At 60.1% G+C, this 16,114-nt stretch carries 15 protein-coding genes; 9 read left to right on the forward strand and 6 right to left on the reverse strand.

Going from position 1 to position 16,114, the window contains the following annotated elements; translation table 11 throughout:
* Positions 1-3: 3 nt before the first annotated feature.
* The 3 genes from AB8A38_RS02580 to AB8A38_RS02590 are packed head-to-tail and all read left to right on the forward strand — an operon-like array spanning position 4 to position 3,330.
* A complete protein-coding gene (locus tag AB8A38_RS02580) occupies positions 4-1,332 on the forward strand; it encodes a cytosine deaminase (RefSeq protein WP_439084867.1) in 1,329 nt (442 codons plus the stop codon).
* Between the two features lie 35 nt (positions 1,333-1,367).
* Entirely contained in the window at positions 1,368-2,351 is a 984-nt protein-coding gene (locus tag AB8A38_RS02585; protein ID WP_439084868.1) for a 2,5-dihydroxypyridine 5,6-dioxygenase, read from the forward strand.
* 34 nt (positions 2,352-2,385) lie between these two features.
* Complete coding sequence (locus AB8A38_RS02590) at positions 2,386-3,330, forward strand: alpha/beta hydrolase (protein WP_439084869.1); 945 nt, start codon at positions 2,386-2,388, stop codon at positions 3,328-3,330.
* 465 nt (positions 3,331-3,795) lie between these two features.
* On the opposite strand, the gene AB8A38_RS02595 is transcribed toward AB8A38_RS02590, so the two are convergent.
* Positions 3,796-4,710: a LysR family transcriptional regulator gene (locus AB8A38_RS02595; RefSeq protein WP_439084870.1), complete on the reverse strand. Its 915-nt coding sequence runs from the start codon at positions 4,708-4,710 to the stop codon at positions 3,796-3,798.
* 145 nt (positions 4,711-4,855) lie between these two features.
* Between AB8A38_RS02595 and AB8A38_RS02600 the strand changes: the two genes are divergently transcribed.
* Positions 4,856-5,215 (forward strand): nuclear transport factor 2 family protein, encoded by a 360-nt coding sequence (locus tag AB8A38_RS02600; RefSeq protein ID WP_439084871.1) that lies wholly within the window; start codon positions 4,856-4,858, stop codon positions 5,213-5,215.
* Complete coding sequence (locus AB8A38_RS02605) at positions 5,212-6,000, forward strand: SDR family oxidoreductase (RefSeq protein WP_439084872.1); 789 nt, start codon at positions 5,212-5,214, stop codon at positions 5,998-6,000. The genes AB8A38_RS02600 and AB8A38_RS02605 overlap by 4 nt, the downstream gene beginning before the upstream one ends.
* Positions 6,001-6,252: 252 nt before the next feature.
* Here AB8A38_RS02605 and AB8A38_RS02610 read toward each other — a convergent pair whose 3' ends face one another.
* Both AB8A38_RS02610 and AB8A38_RS02615 read right to left on the reverse strand, forming a co-directional pair.
* Entirely contained in the window at positions 6,253-7,419 is a 1,167-nt protein-coding gene (locus AB8A38_RS02610) for a hypothetical protein (RefSeq protein ID WP_439084873.1), read from the reverse strand.
* 630 nt (positions 7,420-8,049) lie between these two features.
* The gene (locus AB8A38_RS02615) at positions 8,050-8,268 is read right to left on the reverse strand and encodes a hypothetical protein (protein WP_439084874.1); all 219 of its coding nucleotides are present in this window, start codon (positions 8,266-8,268) and stop codon (positions 8,050-8,052) included.
* A 341-nt stretch (positions 8,269-8,609) separates the two neighbouring features.
* On the opposite strand from AB8A38_RS02615, the gene AB8A38_RS02620 reads away from it, so the two are divergent.
* Positions 8,610-10,004: an Nramp family divalent metal transporter gene (locus tag AB8A38_RS02620; protein WP_439084875.1), complete on the forward strand. Its 1,395-nt coding sequence runs from the start codon at positions 8,610-8,612 to the stop codon at positions 10,002-10,004.
* A 59-nt stretch (positions 10,005-10,063) separates the two neighbouring features.
* Here the strand turns inward: AB8A38_RS02620 and AB8A38_RS02625 are convergent, their stop codons facing one another.
* From AB8A38_RS02625 to hemB, 3 genes are all read right to left on the reverse strand, one after another.
* Positions 10,064-10,840 carry an arginyltransferase gene (locus AB8A38_RS02625; RefSeq protein ID WP_439084876.1) on the reverse strand — a complete coding sequence of 259 codons (777 nt, stop codon included), beginning with the start codon at positions 10,838-10,840 and terminating at the stop codon, positions 10,064-10,066.
* A gap of 99 nt (positions 10,841-10,939) precedes the next feature.
* Entirely contained in the window at positions 10,940-11,521 is a 582-nt protein-coding gene (locus AB8A38_RS02630; protein WP_439084877.1) for an RDD family protein, read from the reverse strand.
* Between the two features lie 126 nt (positions 11,522-11,647).
* Positions 11,648-12,709 carry a porphobilinogen synthase gene (gene hemB / locus AB8A38_RS02635; protein ID WP_315842586.1) on the reverse strand — a complete coding sequence of 354 codons (1,062 nt, stop codon included), beginning with the start codon at positions 12,707-12,709 and terminating at the stop codon, positions 11,648-11,650.
* Between the two features lie 230 nt (positions 12,710-12,939).
* On the opposite strand from hemB, the gene AB8A38_RS02640 reads away from it, so the two are divergent.
* From AB8A38_RS02640 to ldtR, 3 genes are all read left to right on the forward strand, one after another.
* On the forward strand, positions 12,940-13,419 hold the full coding sequence (locus AB8A38_RS02640) for a DUF6163 family protein (RefSeq protein ID WP_089263845.1): 480 nt from the start codon (positions 12,940-12,942) through the stop codon (positions 13,417-13,419).
* A gap of 52 nt (positions 13,420-13,471) precedes the next feature.
* Positions 13,472-15,040 (forward strand): AMP-binding protein, encoded by a 1,569-nt coding sequence (locus AB8A38_RS02645; RefSeq protein ID WP_439084878.1) that lies wholly within the window; start codon positions 13,472-13,474, stop codon positions 15,038-15,040.
* A 339-nt stretch (positions 15,041-15,379) separates the two neighbouring features.
* Positions 15,380-15,892, forward strand: coding sequence for a transcriptional regulator LdtR (ldtR, locus tag AB8A38_RS02650; protein WP_068732529.1), 513 nt, complete (start codon positions 15,380-15,382; stop codon positions 15,890-15,892).
* The last annotated feature ends 222 nt before the right edge of the window (positions 15,893-16,114 follow it).

Below are 16,114 nucleotides of genomic sequence, written 5' to 3' on the forward strand. Positions count from 1 at the left end.
ATCATGATGAGTAACCACTGGCCCGACAGTGACAAGGTCCACGTCGCCAACGTCAATGTACCGCAATCGCTTCTGGCCACGGAGTTCGCCGGAGAGCCGGCGGCTTCGCGGCTTAGGCTTGTGGATCTCATCATCGACGGCGGCAAAATCGCGGCCATCGAACCGCCTGGTGCGGCACCGCAACTCCCGGCTTTCGATGCGGACGGCGGCCAAGCCTGGCCACCTTTTGCAGATCTGCATACGCATCTGGACAAGGGCCAAATCTGGCCCCGCGCGAGCAATAGAGAAGGCACGCTGGATGTCGCCCGCGCCACCACGCGAGCCGATACAGTCGCGCACTGGAACGCGGAGGATGTCGAGGCGCGGTTCGATTTCTCGCTACAGTGCGCCTACGCTCATGGGACGACAGCGATCCGGACGCATGTCGATTGTTTCGTTCCTGGGCAGGCAGAAATAAGCTTCGGGGTATTTCGCCGGTTGCGAGACAAATGGTCGGATCGCATCAAGTTGCAGGCGGCCGCGCTGGTTAGTACCGATCTTTACGACGCTCCGGAAAACGCCGCGCTTATCGATTTGATCGCCGAGGCGGAAGGTAGGCTTGGCGGCATCACCTTTCGGCTCAGCGAGCAGGAAGACCCTGCCATTCTCGATCAGCGGCTGGATCGCCTCTTTGCTCTCGCGACGTCGCGTGGCCTCGACGTCGACCTGCATGTTGACGAAAACGGTTCGCCCGCATCGGCCACTCTTGCGCAGATCGCAGAGGCCGTGCTTCGCTCGAATTTCCGCGGTCAGGTCGTCTGTGGCCATTGCTGCAGTCTGTCAGTGTTGAGCGACGAACTCGCGGAACGCACTATCAGGCTGGTGCGCGCGGCCAATCTTAATATCGTCAGCCTGCCGCTTGTGAACCAGAACCTCCAGGGGCGGAAGATTAACGCAACGCCGATATGGCGCGGCGTGACTTTGTTGCGCGAACTCAGGGCGGCCGGAGTCAATGTAGCTCTGGCGAGCGATAATTGCCGAGATCCCTATCATCCGTTTGGCGACCTGGACCTGCTGGAGGTCTATGCAGGCGGCGTCAAGATCGGCCATCTCGACAGCATGATGGGCGAGTGGGCACCGGCGGTAACCACGACGCCATCATCACTCATCGGCGTCACCCGATCCGGCACATTTCGGCCGGGCATGAATGCCGACTTCCAGATTTTTCGCGGGCGCAGCTTTAGCGAACTTCTGGCCCGGCGTCAGTCCGATCGGCTTGTCATAAGGAACGGCAAACCGATCGATACGAAGCTTCCGGACTTCCGAACTCTCGATCATCTGATGCCCAGGTAATCACGCGTCGTCATCCAGAAACCGAGGAGACCATCATGTTTACAGCTAGTCACCATGCCGCATGGCGCCATGTGTTGTCGCTCAGCCGTTTGCGCGAAGGCGAGAATGTCATCGTGCTCGGCGCACAGGCGGGGCGAAACCAGTACAAGTCGATTGCGGTTCAGGTTGCGCGCGAGCTCGGTGGCGAGCCGGCCTATCTCGAAGTCGAGAACCCCAACAGGCTACCCAAATCGGCGATTCCGGCGCTGCGGTCGGCCGATCTTCTCATCGATCTGTCGCATGCGCATGATCCGCTCATTCGCCAGCTCGGCCAGGACGGTGTGCGCACACTCACGGTTCTCGAGCCGCCGGAAATTCTCGAACGCATGTTGCCCCAGCAGAGCGACAAGGCGCGCGTCGATAGTGCGCAGAAATGCATCAAGGCTGCGCGCAAAATGCGGGTAACGTCGGCGGCCGGCACCGACTTCGAGGTCGCTCTGGGCGAATTGAAGGGCAACAGCCAATATGGATTTGCCGACGATCCTGGCCATTGGGATCAGTGGCCGGGTGCGTTTGTCACGACATATAGCAACGACGGGTCGGCGCAGGGGCAAGTCGTGATCGATGAGGGCGACATTCTCTTCCCGCAGAAGGAATATGTCCGCTCGCCGATCAAGCTGTTGATCGAGGACGGCTACATCAAAGCGATCGAAGGCGGCGTCGATGCTAAGCTTCTGAAGGCCACCCTGGAGTCTTATAACAATCCCGAAGTTTTTGCTGTTTCGCATCTCGGTTGGGGCTTGAGTAGAAATTGCCGCTGGGACGCGCTCAGCTACTACAATAAACAGGACGTCGAAGGACAGGATGGTCGCGGCTTTTACGGAAATTTCCTGTTTTCGACTGGGCCCAATCTGTCGGGCGGAGGCTCCCGCCGCGCACCGTTGCATCTCGACATTCCACTGATGGGATGTTCGACCTTCTTGGACGGCGTGCCGATGGTCGTCGATGGCGTCGTGATTCCCGAAGATCAGCGCGTATAGTCACGCATAGCAAAAAACCTGGAGCCAGCCAGCGATGAAATCGGAAGATGCTGCCAGTATTCGCCACACCCGGTATGCCGAAAAGGTCTTCGATGTCCGCGTGACCGAGGGTGTGAAGTTCGGCGCGGGGGCCATCGACTGGACTCCGGCGAAGGGAGCAACGCGATTCAGGCCGCTTCTGCTCGATGTCTACGAGCCCGACGAGCGACCGGCGGTGCCACGTCCAGCACTTATCCTGGCATTCGGCGGCGCTTTCCAGCGTGGGACCAGAAAAGACGACGTGGTCGGTGAACCGCCCCACAGGAATACGGCGATCTCCGAATACTGTCGGCAGTTCGCCCGGCGCGGCTACGTGTGTTTTTCCATCGACTACCGTTTGATGCCCGAAGCGCCCGATCCAGGCGCCACGCCGACCTGGATTGCCGGCACTACGATCAACGTGGATCGGGCCAACTTCGTAAGGAATCTTCTCGCTTTGCAACCTTGCACACCGCAGATGATGATTGAAGCGGTGGAAGCCGCGACCGATGATGTCACGGCGGCCGTATCGTTCGTTCGCAGTCGTTGCCACGATCTGATGATTGATCCGCAGCGGATTGCAGTAGGTGGCTTCTCGGCGGGGGCGACAGCCGCCATCAATTCCGCGTTTGCCGAATTGTCGCCCGTCGCGGCGGTGGTCGCCCTATCGGGGCGAATGTCCCTCCAATCGGCGCAAGCATGCGTACTTGATGCAAAGTGCCCCGCTGTTTTGATGATATTTGGCGAAAACGATTTGCCAGGATCGTTGGAAGACCTAGAGCCGCGAACTCGGTATTTTGAGAAAGTCGGACTGGCGCACGAAGTGGTTCGCATCACAGGAGCCACCCACTTTTACCCGCGGTCCTCCCAAGTGGAACGCAAGGACGGGAGCCGGACCGATCTTGAAACCCTGATGGCGGAATTTCTCTTCAGGCACCTACATCTCGATCACCAGGAGTGAACCTTTTCCATGTCCGCCGGACTAAGCTGGTAGGCGCGGTCAGCAAAAGAAGCGTGCGTGTGGTACCATCCCAGAAAAGTATTCTGCTTGTTGGGTGTGTTTCCCCGGGGTGAACGGTAGCCTTCGGCGCCATTGCTTTTGTACTTGAGGCCATAGAACGAGACTGGCCAGAATTCAGGGTCCATCAACCGTCCAACGCCGTTTATGCAAGCAATTTGGTCGTCCGACACCTCCATCATTTTACGCAGGTCAGGGGGGCATCGCTCTCGCTGTGAAGAAGCGAATCGCACATCAGAGGGGCGAAAGTATCGTAGCCAAGTTTCTGGAAGCGATCGATCTGCGCTCGATCCTGATAATTGACGGTTGGAAGCCCTTTCGGTTCTTCCGCTTGCACCAGGATGTGATCGGTATTCGTGCCGTCGAATAAACTCGGTCGCTATAGGGGCAAAGCGGACGTCGAAAGCATCATTTGCTATTGGCGACCGCCAAACTCGCCATCTCACGCGCCAATGCAAGAAATGCCTTCAACCCCGCCGACGGATTGCGGCGTCCAGGATAGTACAAACAAAGCCCGGAAAAAGAAGGCGTCCAATCCTCCAGCAGACGCACGAAGCGTTTTGCTTCGACATCTGCCATGACGCTCTGCTCCATGAAATAACCGATACCGACACTCTCCGCGACAGCGATCCGGGACAGGTTGACCTCATCCAGCGTAAGGTGACCAGGCGCATCGATCTGTATGGACTCTCCATCCTTCTCGAACCGCCAGCGAAACAAGGCTCCGTCTGGTAGACGGACTCGAATGCACTTGTGATGCAAAAGATCGGGCGGCACGCGCGGCCTGCCATGTCTTTTCACGTAGTCGCTTGACGCGACGACGGCATAGCGCTGCGGGCGTCCCAGCGACACCGTGATCATGTCGGTGGGCACAAGATGCGCGACGCGGACGCCCAGGTCGAAGCCGTCAGCAACCACATCGACCAACCGTCCTTCCGTGACCAGATCCACATGCATGTCCGGATAGCGGCGGAGAAATTCGATCACCAACGGCGATATAATCTCGCGAGCGGCGAAGGGCGCGGCATTGATCCTGATCGTTCCAGACGGCGTCTCGCGTTGCGACCGCACGACGTCCAACGCGCCATGGAGATTGAGCAACGCCGGGCCGACCTGTTCGACAAACAATCGGCCAGCGTCTGTGACGGAAACACTGCGCGTTGTTCGATTGAAGAGACGTACTCCAAGCCGTTCTTCCAGTTTACCGATCGCGTGGCTGAGGGCGGTGGTGGACATGCCAAGGTCGATCGCTGCAGCCCGAAAGCTTCCTCGACGAGCAATCGCAATCACGGCCCCCAGATCGTTAAGTCCAGCCCGCTCCATTATCCCGTTCCATGCAATTCCTCATCCCAAGTTGTCCCACTTACTGCATCAATCGTCGAGTGCTAATTCTCATTCATCGGGCTCACCGCGACATGTCCTGTCCAATACGAGGAAGGCAGCGGTCGTTTGGAGGCGCAGCAAGGCAATGCGCAACGATGCCAAGAAAGGACCTCACGTGGCACTAATCCTACCCAAACCCATCGCCGACTTCGTCGAAGCGAACGCGCGCCTCGACCTGAAGGGCATGATGAATCCTTTCGCGGCCGACGCGGTCATTCTGGACAACGGACACAGGCACGAGGGCCGCGATGACTTGCAGACCTTGTTCAAGGACGAGGTGATCGGCGCGAAGGCGGTGTTTACACCCGACACCCTTCGCCATGAGGACGGTCAAGTGGTGGTCGAAGGACCTGCCCACGGTGACTTTAAGGGCAGCCCGATCCGCTTCACGTATCGTTTCACCCTCGAAGACGACGCAATTACGAGTTTGGGGATCACGGCATGAGCATCAAAGCTGATCCGAACGAATTTGCCGGAAAACGCGTGCTCGTCAGCGGCGGGACAAAGGGTGCAGGCCGCGCCACCGTTGATCGGTTTCTTGCCGGGGGCGCCCGGGTGATCACCGCCGCGCGCGGAGCACCGGAGCCCATCGACGGGGTTGAATTTGTCCAGGCGGACCTGACAACGGCTCAGGGCGGCGATGCGCTCGCCAAGGCAGCGCTCGAGCGCTTTGGCGGGATCGATATCCTGGCTCACGTCATCGGTGGATCGTCTACGCCAGGTGGCGGCTTCGTTGCCCTGACGGATGACCATTGGTTGGCTGAACTCAATCTGAATCTGCTGGCGACCGTTCGCCTGGATCGCCTCCTGATCCCGCAGATGATCGAGCGCGGCGGCGGCGCCGTGGTCCATGTGACCTCCATCCAGTCGGTGCTTCCTCTTCCAGAGGCAACGACCGCCTACGCGGCGGCCAAGGCCGCACTCAAGACCTACAGCAAGTCCGTGTCGAAGGAAGTCGGGCCTAAGGGGGTGAGGGTCAATGTGGTCTCGCCCGGCTGGATCATGACGGAGTCGTCAATGGACCTGTTGAAGCGTCTACAGGCCGCAAACGGCGGCACGATCGAAGACGCGCGGCAAGTCGTCCTCGACAGCCTGGGCGGGATTCCGATCGGCCGTCCAGCCGACCCACACGAAGTCGCCGATCTCATCGCCTATTTGGCCTCGGATCGCGCCGCCGCAATCCACGGCGCCGAGTTTGTCATTGATGGCGGGACCGTTCCAACCGTCTGACTTCACCGATCCAACGTTTGGATCTTCATAAAAAGCGCAAAAGCCGCCTCGGCGACGACCCCAGCCCCTAGCTTAAGTGTGGAATCGGAAAAACAGCGAAATCACATGCATCAAGGGGCGCTGAATTCATAAAAAGATTGAATTCGGTGCCTCTTCTTTGCGGAAATGGGGCGGATAGCGGGCATGCCGCAGACATACCAAGAGCGACGCGAATGACCCAATGTGGACATTCTGCAAAAGGCCGCAAAAACTCTAAAAAACACTGGAATAGTACTGGAACACTGCTTCATCGCGTTCAGCGACAAATGCGGGTCGCTCTAGGCCGGGCGGCTTGCCGCTAAATTCCTTGGTGACAATTCCATCGACCTCGAAGACTTGGCGTCTGGTAGGTTTATCGCCGCCACCATCAAACACGATAGCTTCCCAATACCGTTGACAGGCGACAAATCCGTTCATCGCTCCATCCCGATAATCTAGTCTTTGTACGTATTTGCTTTTCTCGTTGGTCTTGGTCATCGGCAGGCTGGATGTGAGGGGTGGCCACAAGAGTGGATAAATTTCCGTTGGTGGTCGACTGGCGAGGCGCAGGCCCGAGCGGCTGATGATTTGCCCGCTCCTGATCGGTAGCCCACCTCGGCCATCCCCTGGTTCAAATCGCCGGGTCAAAAGCAAAATGATATTTCCTAAGCTTTGTCGCTCCGCTTCGCTCGGCATGGTCCAATATCGAGGACGGCCCTCGGGCCAAAGATCGCGCAATTTGGCACGAAGATCATCAGGCAATTGAAGCCGTCTGTAACCCTCGCAACTTCGTACATATTGGCCAAGCCCAGGCGGATCGGAATTTGGGAAGTCGTAGCCCCACGGGCCGGGTAACACGCCCCGCTCCGTATATTGTTCGGCTGACTTCTTGCGCCATTCCTCCCATTCGTAGCGGGTCGCACGGTCGATGCGCGCGCCGTGAAACGCAAGCTTGGCGATGGGGCTGTCATAGGCATCCTCGCTCGCATAGCCCAACCCCGCCGAAAGATCAGAGACGTCCTCAAACCAGACCGCGAGGGGAAGAAGATCTGGCGGCACATCTCCGTTCTCGGAAGTCAGGCCGTGGCAGCCATCTACGGTCTGCAGCAGAACGGCTTGCCCGTCACGCGTAGCCTGCACCATTGCACGCGGGCTCAGAGTGGTGTCGTTGGACAAACCTCCAGCCCGCCACCTCGTCAGACGGATGTTGCACGCCGCTACGTAATCAAAAGCGATTTTCTCGCCGGTCGCCTTGACCTCGAAGTCCGCCCTGAAGCGATAAAAGTATCCACGATCCTGCACATAGGTTTGGGACATGGGCTTGTGAAAAGACTGCAACAGAGCCACGACCGCTGCACAGGCAAGGGAGAGGCCGGCGACGACGAGCAGAAACTTGCGCAAATCACGAATTCCGAATCTAACGAACCGTCCAGCCGACCTGTTAACATTACCACACGTCGGGGTTGATGGAATTGCTAAAGACTAGCGTCCGGGTGTTTTGGGTTAAGATACTATGATCAACCGGCGGCTTTCAAAGGTCCGCCTCTGGCACTTTTCGGACCTGAGGCGATGTCCGGTTTAAGTCTGCAACACGATGGATAGCGGACATGCCTCAAGCTCTCACAGAAACGCGCGATTTATGAGTACGCGCGCTAGGTAAAGTATAGCACACCCTCGAACTGGATCGGCCCCTTGGCTAACCCGATGCGCATTGCAGGGATCTTCCCGTCGTGCCCCTTGGCGATGAAATTGAAATAGGTGCGATAGATTCCTGACTGGCCCAGAATGTCGATGGACAGTTGGGTAGCGGATTTCTGGACACAGAAACATGCAGGATGGATGCACTAGTTAGGCCTCAACACTAGGCCCAACACGAATGGCTGATGGATTTCCAAATGCGCGCGCTCTGCGAAAAGCAACAGCGTGCGTCCGTCGCCAAACTGGACAAGTGGATCGTGCGTCAGCCATTCTGGCCGAGACCGTAACTTTGAGCCGCAGCAAGTGATCGAACTCTCGAGAAGCTCGCTATTTTCAGCTGGGTTTTTGTAGGACTGACGCGATGGTCATCGGAGACGTTCCAACACGGTCAAAAAGACCTTCAAAATGGACGATCTTCCCGTTCGTCACAAAACGGCGCTTCTCGGCCGTCGCCGTCCGTATGGTCACGAAGCCATAGCCGCATGTGTCACAGGTCCAGAGATAGCTGACGACGTCATCGGTGAGAAAGGCCGACGCTTCGGCAGCAATCATCGAGTCCGCACAAACCGGCAGGTCGGAAGATTGCTGTCACCGCTAAATGGGGACGGTGACTACCGGTCGGTGAAATCGATCGCTTACGGTCTCTGTCGGAGGATGCGTCTTCGACTCGTGACGAGAAGAGCCTTCTGCGGATGAAGGGCATCGATTTCGAGCTTCTCATAAGCCCAATCAGTCGGGGAACACGCTTAACGCGCCGGATTCGGCTTTTTAAGGGGCGTAGGGACATTAATAGGGAGCCTTTCCAGCGCGCGGCAACAGGCAGCGCCCACCAACCGACTAGATGCAGTTGCAAATGAGTTGCAACAAGGGAGGGATTGCTCTATGCAGCTCTGATGGATGCACTTTCGCCGAAAACCTCGACCGATTCGTCAACGTCTCCAATCCCCGGCAGCGTTTCAGACGCGGCCGGCTGGCGCTCCGGCCTTGGCGGGGATTTCCGGCGGAGCCTTTCGGAGGTCAATTCGTCGATCCCGGTTCCGATCGGTGGCCACTGGTTTCGGCGGCTGCTGGCGTTCGCCGGACCGGGTTACATGGTCTCGGTCGGCTACATGGACCCCGGCAACTGGGCGACCGATCTCGCGGGTGGCTCGAAGTTCGGCTACACGCTGCTCTCGGTGATCCTGCTGTCGAACGTGATGGCGATCCTGCTGCAGGCGCTGGCCGCGCGTCTGGGCATCGTCACCGACCGCGATCTGGCGCAGGCCTGCCGCGACAGCTTTTCCCGCCCGGTCAACATTATGCTGTGGCTGGCCTGTGAGACGGCGATCATCGCCTGCGATCTGGCGGAAGTGATCGGCACTGCGATTGCGCTACAACTGCTGTTCGGCATTCCGCTGATCGGGGGCGCGCTCATCACCGCGCTGGATGCCTTTTTGCTGCTGTTGCTGATGAACAAGGGTTTCCGTTTTCTCGAAGCCTTCGTGATCGCGCTGCTCATCGTCATCGCAGTCTGTTTCACGGTTCAGATTGTTGCCGCGGCTCCGCCCGTGGCTGCAGTGCTGAGCGGCTTCCTGCCGTCCACCGCGATCGTGACCAATCCCGAAATGCTTTACATTGCGATCGGCATCATCGGAGCGACCGTGATGCCGCATAACCTCTATCTGCATTCGTCGATCGTGCAGACCCGTGCCTATCCGCGCACCGATGAGGGCCGCCGCGACGCGATCAAGTGGGCGACGACGGACAGCACCATCGCGCTGATGCTCGCGCTGTTCATCAATGCGGCGATCCTCATCGTCGCGGCGGCGTCCTTCCATACCAGCGGTCATGCCGATGTGGCCGAGATCGGTCAGGCTTACGAGTTGTTGTCGCCGTTGCTAGGTCTCGGCATCGCATCGACGCTTTTTGCGATCGCACTGCTGGCATCCGGTCTCAACTCGACGGTGACGGCAACGCTGGCCGGCCAGATCGTGATGGAGGGCTTTCTCCGGCTGCGTCTGCCTAACTGGGCGCGCCGGCTGCTGACTCGCGGCATCGCCATTGTCCCGGTCGTGGTCGTCACCGCGCTCTATGGCGAACGCGGCACCGGACAACTCCTCGTCTTCAGTCAGGTCATCCTGTCGATGCAGTTGCCATTTGCGATCATCCCGCTAGTGCGGTTTGTCTCGGATCGGCGAAAGATGGGTGACTTCGTAATTTCGCGGTCGGTCGCCACGGCGGCATGGATCATCGCCGGCATCATCGTGATCCTCAACTGCAAGCTGCTTTACGACACCTTTTTCGGCTGAAGACCTGAAATCCAGGACGGCGGCGGATGATGCCGAAGGCGGATCGTCAGCCGGGCCAGCTAATCCTGCGGCTCGGGCATGGTCTCGCCGGTCGCGTCCACGCGCAGCCATCCTGATGGCGCCAGCCGCTGCTGTGGCAGATAGCGGCCCTTGTAGTCCATCTTCTTGGAGCCTTCGATCCAGTAGCCAAGATAGACGTAAGGCAGGCCGAGCCGCCTGGCGCGGGCGATGTGGTCGAGGATCATGAAGGTGCCGAGCGAACGGCTTTCCTCACCAGGTTTGAAGAACGAATACACCATCGACAGCCCATCGCTCAGCACGTCGGTCAGCGCGACTGCGAGCAGGTCCTCGCCGCGGCCGGTGATCCCTGTATCGGGGCCGCGGCGGCGATATTCGATGATGCGGGTTTCGACGTGGCTGTCCTCCACCATCATCGCGTAATCGAGCACGGTCATGTCGGCCATGCCGCCATGGCGATGGCGCTGGTCGAGATAGGCGCGGAACACCGAATACTGTTCGGAGGTCGGCACCGCGCTGCGCTGCTCGCCGATCACGTCGGCATTGCGTGCCTGGATCTTGCGGAAGTTGCGCGACGGCTTGAACTCATTGGCTATGACCCGGACGGAGACGCAGGCGCGGCACTGGTCGCAGGCCGGGCGATAGGCGATCGACTGGCTGCGCCGGAAGCCGCCATGGGTGAGCAGGTCGTTGAGATCGCCGGCCTTGTCGCCGACCAGATGGGTGAAAACTTTCCGTTCGTGCCGGCCCGGCAGGTAGGGGCAGGGCGACGGCGCCGTGAGGTAGAATTGCGGAGTGTCGCGGGAGTGCTGGGTCACGGGTTGCCGTCGGTCTCCGAAGCAGTTTGGCGTAGCATCGCGCCGGCCGGGCAAACGGTCAATCGCTTTGCCCGGCCAAGTTGGCGTCCTTCGCGGCTGTTAGTAGGCACGGCCGGGCGGCTGGGCGTAAGCGGCGCGGACCACGGAGTTATTCACCACCACGGTTCCCAGCACGAGGTCGTGCAGCAACTGGCGGCGGCCGTTGAGCAGGCCGACGACCAGCACCAGCGGCGTAAGCAGCGATACCGAGGCCCAGAACAAGACCGCGTGTGCGGCGCCGAGTACGAAGTAGCCGGGCGTGCCTGAGAAGGTGCGCATCTGCAGATCCATCATCCGCATGCCAACGGTGGCCGAATGCGGCCCGCCCAGCGACATGCCGTAATAGACGACCGGCCAGATCACCGTCGCCGGTGAGATCAGCCAGAACAGCGCCCAGCCGAGGCCAAGGGTGACTACGCCGAATAGAAGAATGAAAACCCAGGCCAGCACGATCGGAATCGACAGCACCACGAGATCGATCAGGAAGGCGACAACGCGGCGCATCAGCACGCCGCGGAACAAATCCGCCTGCGCATAGGGATCGAAGGCATGGGCGCGGGGCGGGGTACCGGCACTGCGCCAGGTGTCGCCTTGCCAGCTTCCGTTGTTGGGGCCGCCAGCATTCGGGCCGGTATCAGACATGACGCATCCCTCCGTTTGCATCCTCACGGTCCATCACATGGATATCACCAGACCGCGCAACAAGTGCGCGGAATCGTTACAGACTGTCCATGACGTAAATCAGGCGAGGCTTGAGCGCGGATGCGCTCAGCGCAATGCCTTGATGCGTTCCGCGGCGTGCGGCGCGAAATAGGTCAGCACGCCATCGGCGCCGGCGCGCTTGAAGCCGAGCAGGCTTTCCATGATGGCGCGGTCGCCGTCGATCCAGCCGTTATTCGCGGCGGCCATGATCATCGCGTATTCGCCGGACACCTGATAGGCGAAGGTCGGAACCGCGAACGTGTCCTTCACGCGGCGCACAATATCCAGATAGGGCATGCCGGGCTTGACCATGACCATGTCGGCACCTTCGGCCAGATCGAGTTCGACCTCGCGCAGCGCCTCGTCGGAATTGGCGCTGTCCATCTGATAGGTGCGCTTGTCGCCGGTCAGCGTCTTGGCCGAGCCGATGGCGTCGCGGAACGGGCCGTAGAAGGCCGAGGCATATTTCGCGGCATAGGCCATGATCTGCACGTCCAGGAATCCGGCTTCATCCAGCGCCTCGCGGATCGCGCCGACACGGCCGTCCATCATGTCCGATGGCGCAATGATATCGCAGCCGGCTTCGGCCTGGACCAGCGCCTGCTGGACCAATACGGCGACGGTCTCGTCGTTGAGGATCTTGCCGTTCTGGATCAACCCGTCATGGCCGTGGCTGGTGAACGGATCGAGTGCCACGTCGCAAAGCACGCCGAGATCGGGGAATTCCTTCTTGATGGCGCGGACGGACTGGCAAACCAGATTGTTGGCGTTGCAGGCCTCGGTGCCCATCTCGTCGCGGAGCGACGGATCGGTATAGGGGAACAGCGCGATGCAGGGGATGTCCAGCTTCATGGCGCGCTCGGCATCGCGCACCGCCTGATCGACGCTGAGGCGCTCCACGCCGGGCATCGAGGCGATCGGGGCGCGCTGGTTGTCGCCGTCGATCACGAACAGCGGCCAGATCAGATCGTCCGTGGTCAGCACGTTCTCGCGGACCAGCCGGCGGGCCCATTCGGACTTGCGGTTACGGCGGGGGCGGGTGGTCAGGCCGAGGGAGGGGGCATCATAAGTGGCCGGGCGGGGGGCATGATCGCGCAATTCGATGGGGCGCCCGAACTTGATAGCCATAATACCGTCTCTCCCGCGGGCCTTCGTGAGGTCGAAAGCCCCTTAAATTCGACCTGTTCTAAGTCTAGCACCTCGATGTCCCGGCGTCACCGCGATCATGCACGTCATGCGCGCGCGACGTGACGGGCTGGGTCATTGATTTTGCAGGCCCAAAGGCTCACAAAAAGCCCCCATGAATCGCTCAAACCATCGCCCAAACGTCCAGTTCCCATCCGCGAGATCGCATTCGCATGTCTGAGCAGATGCCGCGCGACCTCGGGTCGAGAGACCCCACGTCGCGGGACCATGCCATGTCGGTTGCGGCGATCTCGTCCGGACGCATCGAATCTGACGAGAACATCTGGACCCGGCGCCTGGTCCTGTTCCTGCGCGTGATGGCCGTCGTCTCGATGATGCAGGGCCTTTATCACTGGGCGCAGGTCACCGGCTTTGTCGGCACCGAGGATGACGCCTTCGAGGTCCAGACCATGGGCTGGCAGACCGCCACGGTCTATTTCGCCGTCATCGAACTGGTCAGCGCCGTCGGCCTCTGGCTCGCGACGCCATGGGGCGCCGTCGTCTGGCTGACGACCGTGGTGTCCATGGCGGTCATCGAGCTGATGTTTCCGACCATCTATGGCGGCAATCTCCTGATCGTCGGCGTCCAGGCTGCGTTTCTCGCAGGCTACCTTGCGCTGGCATGGATGGCGGCGCGCGAACGGCCGCCATAGGCTCAGGACGTCAAGCAGAGGCCTCGCAGAAGGCCCTGCATTCAGGGAGGTTATGTTGAACCAGCTTTATTCCGGCGGCACCGCCGGCAGCCTTATCGTCAGCGCCATCGCCCGCTATGGCGACCAGCCCGCGCTCGCGGACGGCCATGTCCGCTGGAGCTACCGCGAATTCGGCGACGTGGTCGCCCGTTTCATCAGCCTGTTCCGCAGCCTTGGCCTGAAGAAAGGCGATGCGCTGTCCATCCTGTCCGGCAATCGCGCCGAAAGCTGGGCCGCGATATCAGCCGCCGCCGTGATGGGCCTGCGCTACACGCCGCTGCATCCGATGGCCGCCGAAGACGACCACGCCTTCATTCTCGAGGACGCCGAGATTTCCGCGCTGATCGTGGAGGCTGGCAAGTTCGCCGCGCGCGGCCTCGCGCTGCGCAGCCGCGTGCCGGGCCTGAAACATCTGCTGTCCTTCGGCGCGCTCGATGGCGCGCGCGATCTGCTGGCCGAACTGCCCAATGCGACGCCGGCGCCGCTGGTGGACGAGAGCAGCACCGGCGATATCTGCTGGCTGGCTTATACCGGCGGCACCACGGGTCGTTCCAAGGGCGTGATGCTGCCGCATCGCGTGCTGGTGGCGATGTCGCTCGCGATCTATGCGGACTGGGACTGGCCGGCCGATATCCGCTATCTCGCCGCGACGCCGATCAGCCACGCCGCCGGCATCACGCTGTTTCCGGTGATGCTGCGCGGCGGCTTCGCGCGGCTGGTGCAGGGCTTCGATGCGGAGACCTATTGCCGCGTGGTGCATGAGGAAAAGATTACCGCGACCTTCCTGGTGCCGACGCTGATCTATGCGCTGATCGACGCGCCGGAGCTGCGCGCCAAATACGACATGTCGTCATTGCAGATGATCGTTTATGGCGCGGCGCCGATGTCGCCGGACCGATTGCGCGAGGGCGTTGGCATCTTCGGGAATGTGTTCGTGCAGCTCTACGGTCAGACCGAAGCGCCGCAGATCATCACCACCATGCGCAAGATCGATCACGACGACAGCAAGCCGGGTCGTCTCGGTTCCTGCGGCCGCGCCAATCCGATGGTCGAGGTCAAACTGTTCGATGCCGAGATGCGCGAAGTGGCGACAGGGGAGCCCGGCGAGATCTGCGTGCGCGGCTCGCTTGTGATGGATGGCTACTGGAAACGGCCGGAGGCCACCGAAGAGGCGTTCCGCGGTGGTTGGCTGCACACCGGCGATGTCGCCGTGAAGGACAGCGACGGCTTCTTCTATATCGTCGACCGCACCAAGGACATGATCATCTCCGGCGGCTTCAACATCTATCCGCGTGAAGTCGAGGATGCCTTGATGGCGCATCATGCGGTGGCGTCCGCCGCCGTGATCGGAATTCCCGATGCGAAGTGGGGCGAGGCGGTGAAAGCCTTCGTGGTGCTGAAAGCCGGCGCGAATAATTCTGTGGAGGAACTTCAGGCGCATGTGAAAGACAAGCGCGGCGCGCCGTGGTCGCCGAAGACCATCGATTTCGTCAGTGAGATCCCCGTGACGGGCCTCGGCAAGATCGATCGCAAGGCTTTGCGCGCGCCTTATTGGGACGGGCGAACGCGCGGAGTTGCGTAAAATTGTCGAATTAATTTTCGGGGCGTTGGCGGTAAGACTTCGGTCACCCTAACGCCCCGGTTACGAACCTTACGCGAGTGTTTCGAATTTTAGGCAAGCTGTTCCGCTATGCGACAGATCGGGCGGACAAAGCTGGAACATGGGCTCTGCAGCGTGAATCAAACCTTGCGAAAACCCCTTGTTTCACCGGCTTAATCTCAGATTCACTGTCTCAAATTCATGATCTCTTTATTGTCTTATTTAAGCGGTTCTTCAAACGCTCCCCCTTAAGTTGGCCCTATCAGACGGGACACAAGTTTCGTCGAATAAGTCGATAAAAACGACAACAGGGGTAGTGTCATGATGAAGACCGTTGCGACGGTGGAAAGCGTCGATCTCGTTCCGGGCCAGGCGCCGGTTCAGCCGCTTTATCTGGAAGCCTTGACGTTGGTGGAGCGTCTGCATCGCCGCCTGCTCGATGTCATCAAGGATGAATTCGATCGCCGCGGCCGCGCTGATATCAATTCGGTCCAGGCACTGCTGCTCTACAATATCGGCGACAAGGAATTGACCGCCGGCGAGCTGCGCACCCGTGGTTACTATCTCGGCTCCAACGTGTCCTATAACCTGAAGAAGCTCGTCGAACTCGGCTTCCTCGATCATCAGCGCTCGCGCGTCGATCGTCGTTCGGTTCGCATCCGTCTGACGGCGCAGGGCCAGGAAATCCGCCACATCGTCGACGCGCTGTATCAGAAGCACGTCAAGACGGTCGAGCAGGTCGGTGGCATCTCCAACGAGGAATTCGCGACCCTCAACAAGTCGCTGCACCGCCTCGAGCGCTTCTGGACCGACCAGATTCTGTATCGTCTCTGAGACTTTCGACCTCCAAGTCGCCGAACCACCGCCGACGGATTGCCCTCCGAAAGCACATCGAAATGCGCGCAAGACGCATGCGACACTGAAATTGATCAAGGCGCCCTCGCAGGGCGCCTTTTTCTTTTCGTGTGATGCACTGGTCGCCTGGTCAAGCCGGGCGATGACATGGGAGCTCCAGGGCCAACCGTTGATCTCCTCTGGCCCCCATTTCGGAAATAG

It is taken from the genome of Tardiphaga sp. 839_C3_N1_4 (genome assembly GCF_051811045.1).
Taxonomy (GTDB): Bacteria; Pseudomonadota; Alphaproteobacteria; order Rhizobiales; family Xanthobacteraceae; genus Tardiphaga.

Coding starts and splice junctions, on each gene's coding strand:
- AB8A38_RS02580 (WP_439084867.1), top strand. CDS start 4: ATGATGAGTAACCACTGGCCCGACAGTGACAAGGTCCACGTCGCCAAC.
- AB8A38_RS02585 (WP_439084868.1), top strand. CDS start 1,368: ATGTTTACAGCTAGTCACCATGCCGCATGGCGCCATGTGTTGTCGCTC.
- AB8A38_RS02590 (WP_439084869.1), top strand. CDS start 2,386: ATGAAATCGGAAGATGCTGCCAGTATTCGCCACACCCGGTATGCCGAA.
- AB8A38_RS02595 (WP_439084870.1), bottom strand. CDS start 4,710: ATGGAGCGGGCTGGACTTAACGATCTGGGGGCCGTGATTGCGATTGCT.
- AB8A38_RS02600 (WP_439084871.1), top strand. CDS start 4,856: ATGCGCAACGATGCCAAGAAAGGACCTCACGTGGCACTAATCCTACCC.
- AB8A38_RS02605 (WP_439084872.1), top strand. CDS start 5,212: ATGAGCATCAAAGCTGATCCGAACGAATTTGCCGGAAAACGCGTGCTC.
- AB8A38_RS02615 (WP_439084874.1), bottom strand. CDS start 8,268: ATGATTGCTGCCGAAGCGTCGGCCTTTCTCACCGATGACGTCGTCAGC.
- AB8A38_RS02620 (WP_439084875.1), top strand. CDS start 8,610: ATGGATGCACTTTCGCCGAAAACCTCGACCGATTCGTCAACGTCTCCA.
- AB8A38_RS02630 (WP_439084877.1), bottom strand. CDS start 11,521: ATGTCTGATACCGGCCCGAATGCTGGCGGCCCCAACAACGGAAGCTGG.
- hemB (WP_315842586.1), bottom strand. CDS start 12,709: ATGGCTATCAAGTTCGGGCGCCCCATCGAATTGCGCGATCATGCCCCC.
- AB8A38_RS02640 (WP_089263845.1), top strand. CDS start 12,940: ATGTCTGAGCAGATGCCGCGCGACCTCGGGTCGAGAGACCCCACGTCG.
- AB8A38_RS02645 (WP_439084878.1), top strand. CDS start 13,472: ATGTTGAACCAGCTTTATTCCGGCGGCACCGCCGGCAGCCTTATCGTC.
- ldtR (WP_068732529.1), top strand. CDS start 15,380: ATGATGAAGACCGTTGCGACGGTGGAAAGCGTCGATCTCGTTCCGGGC.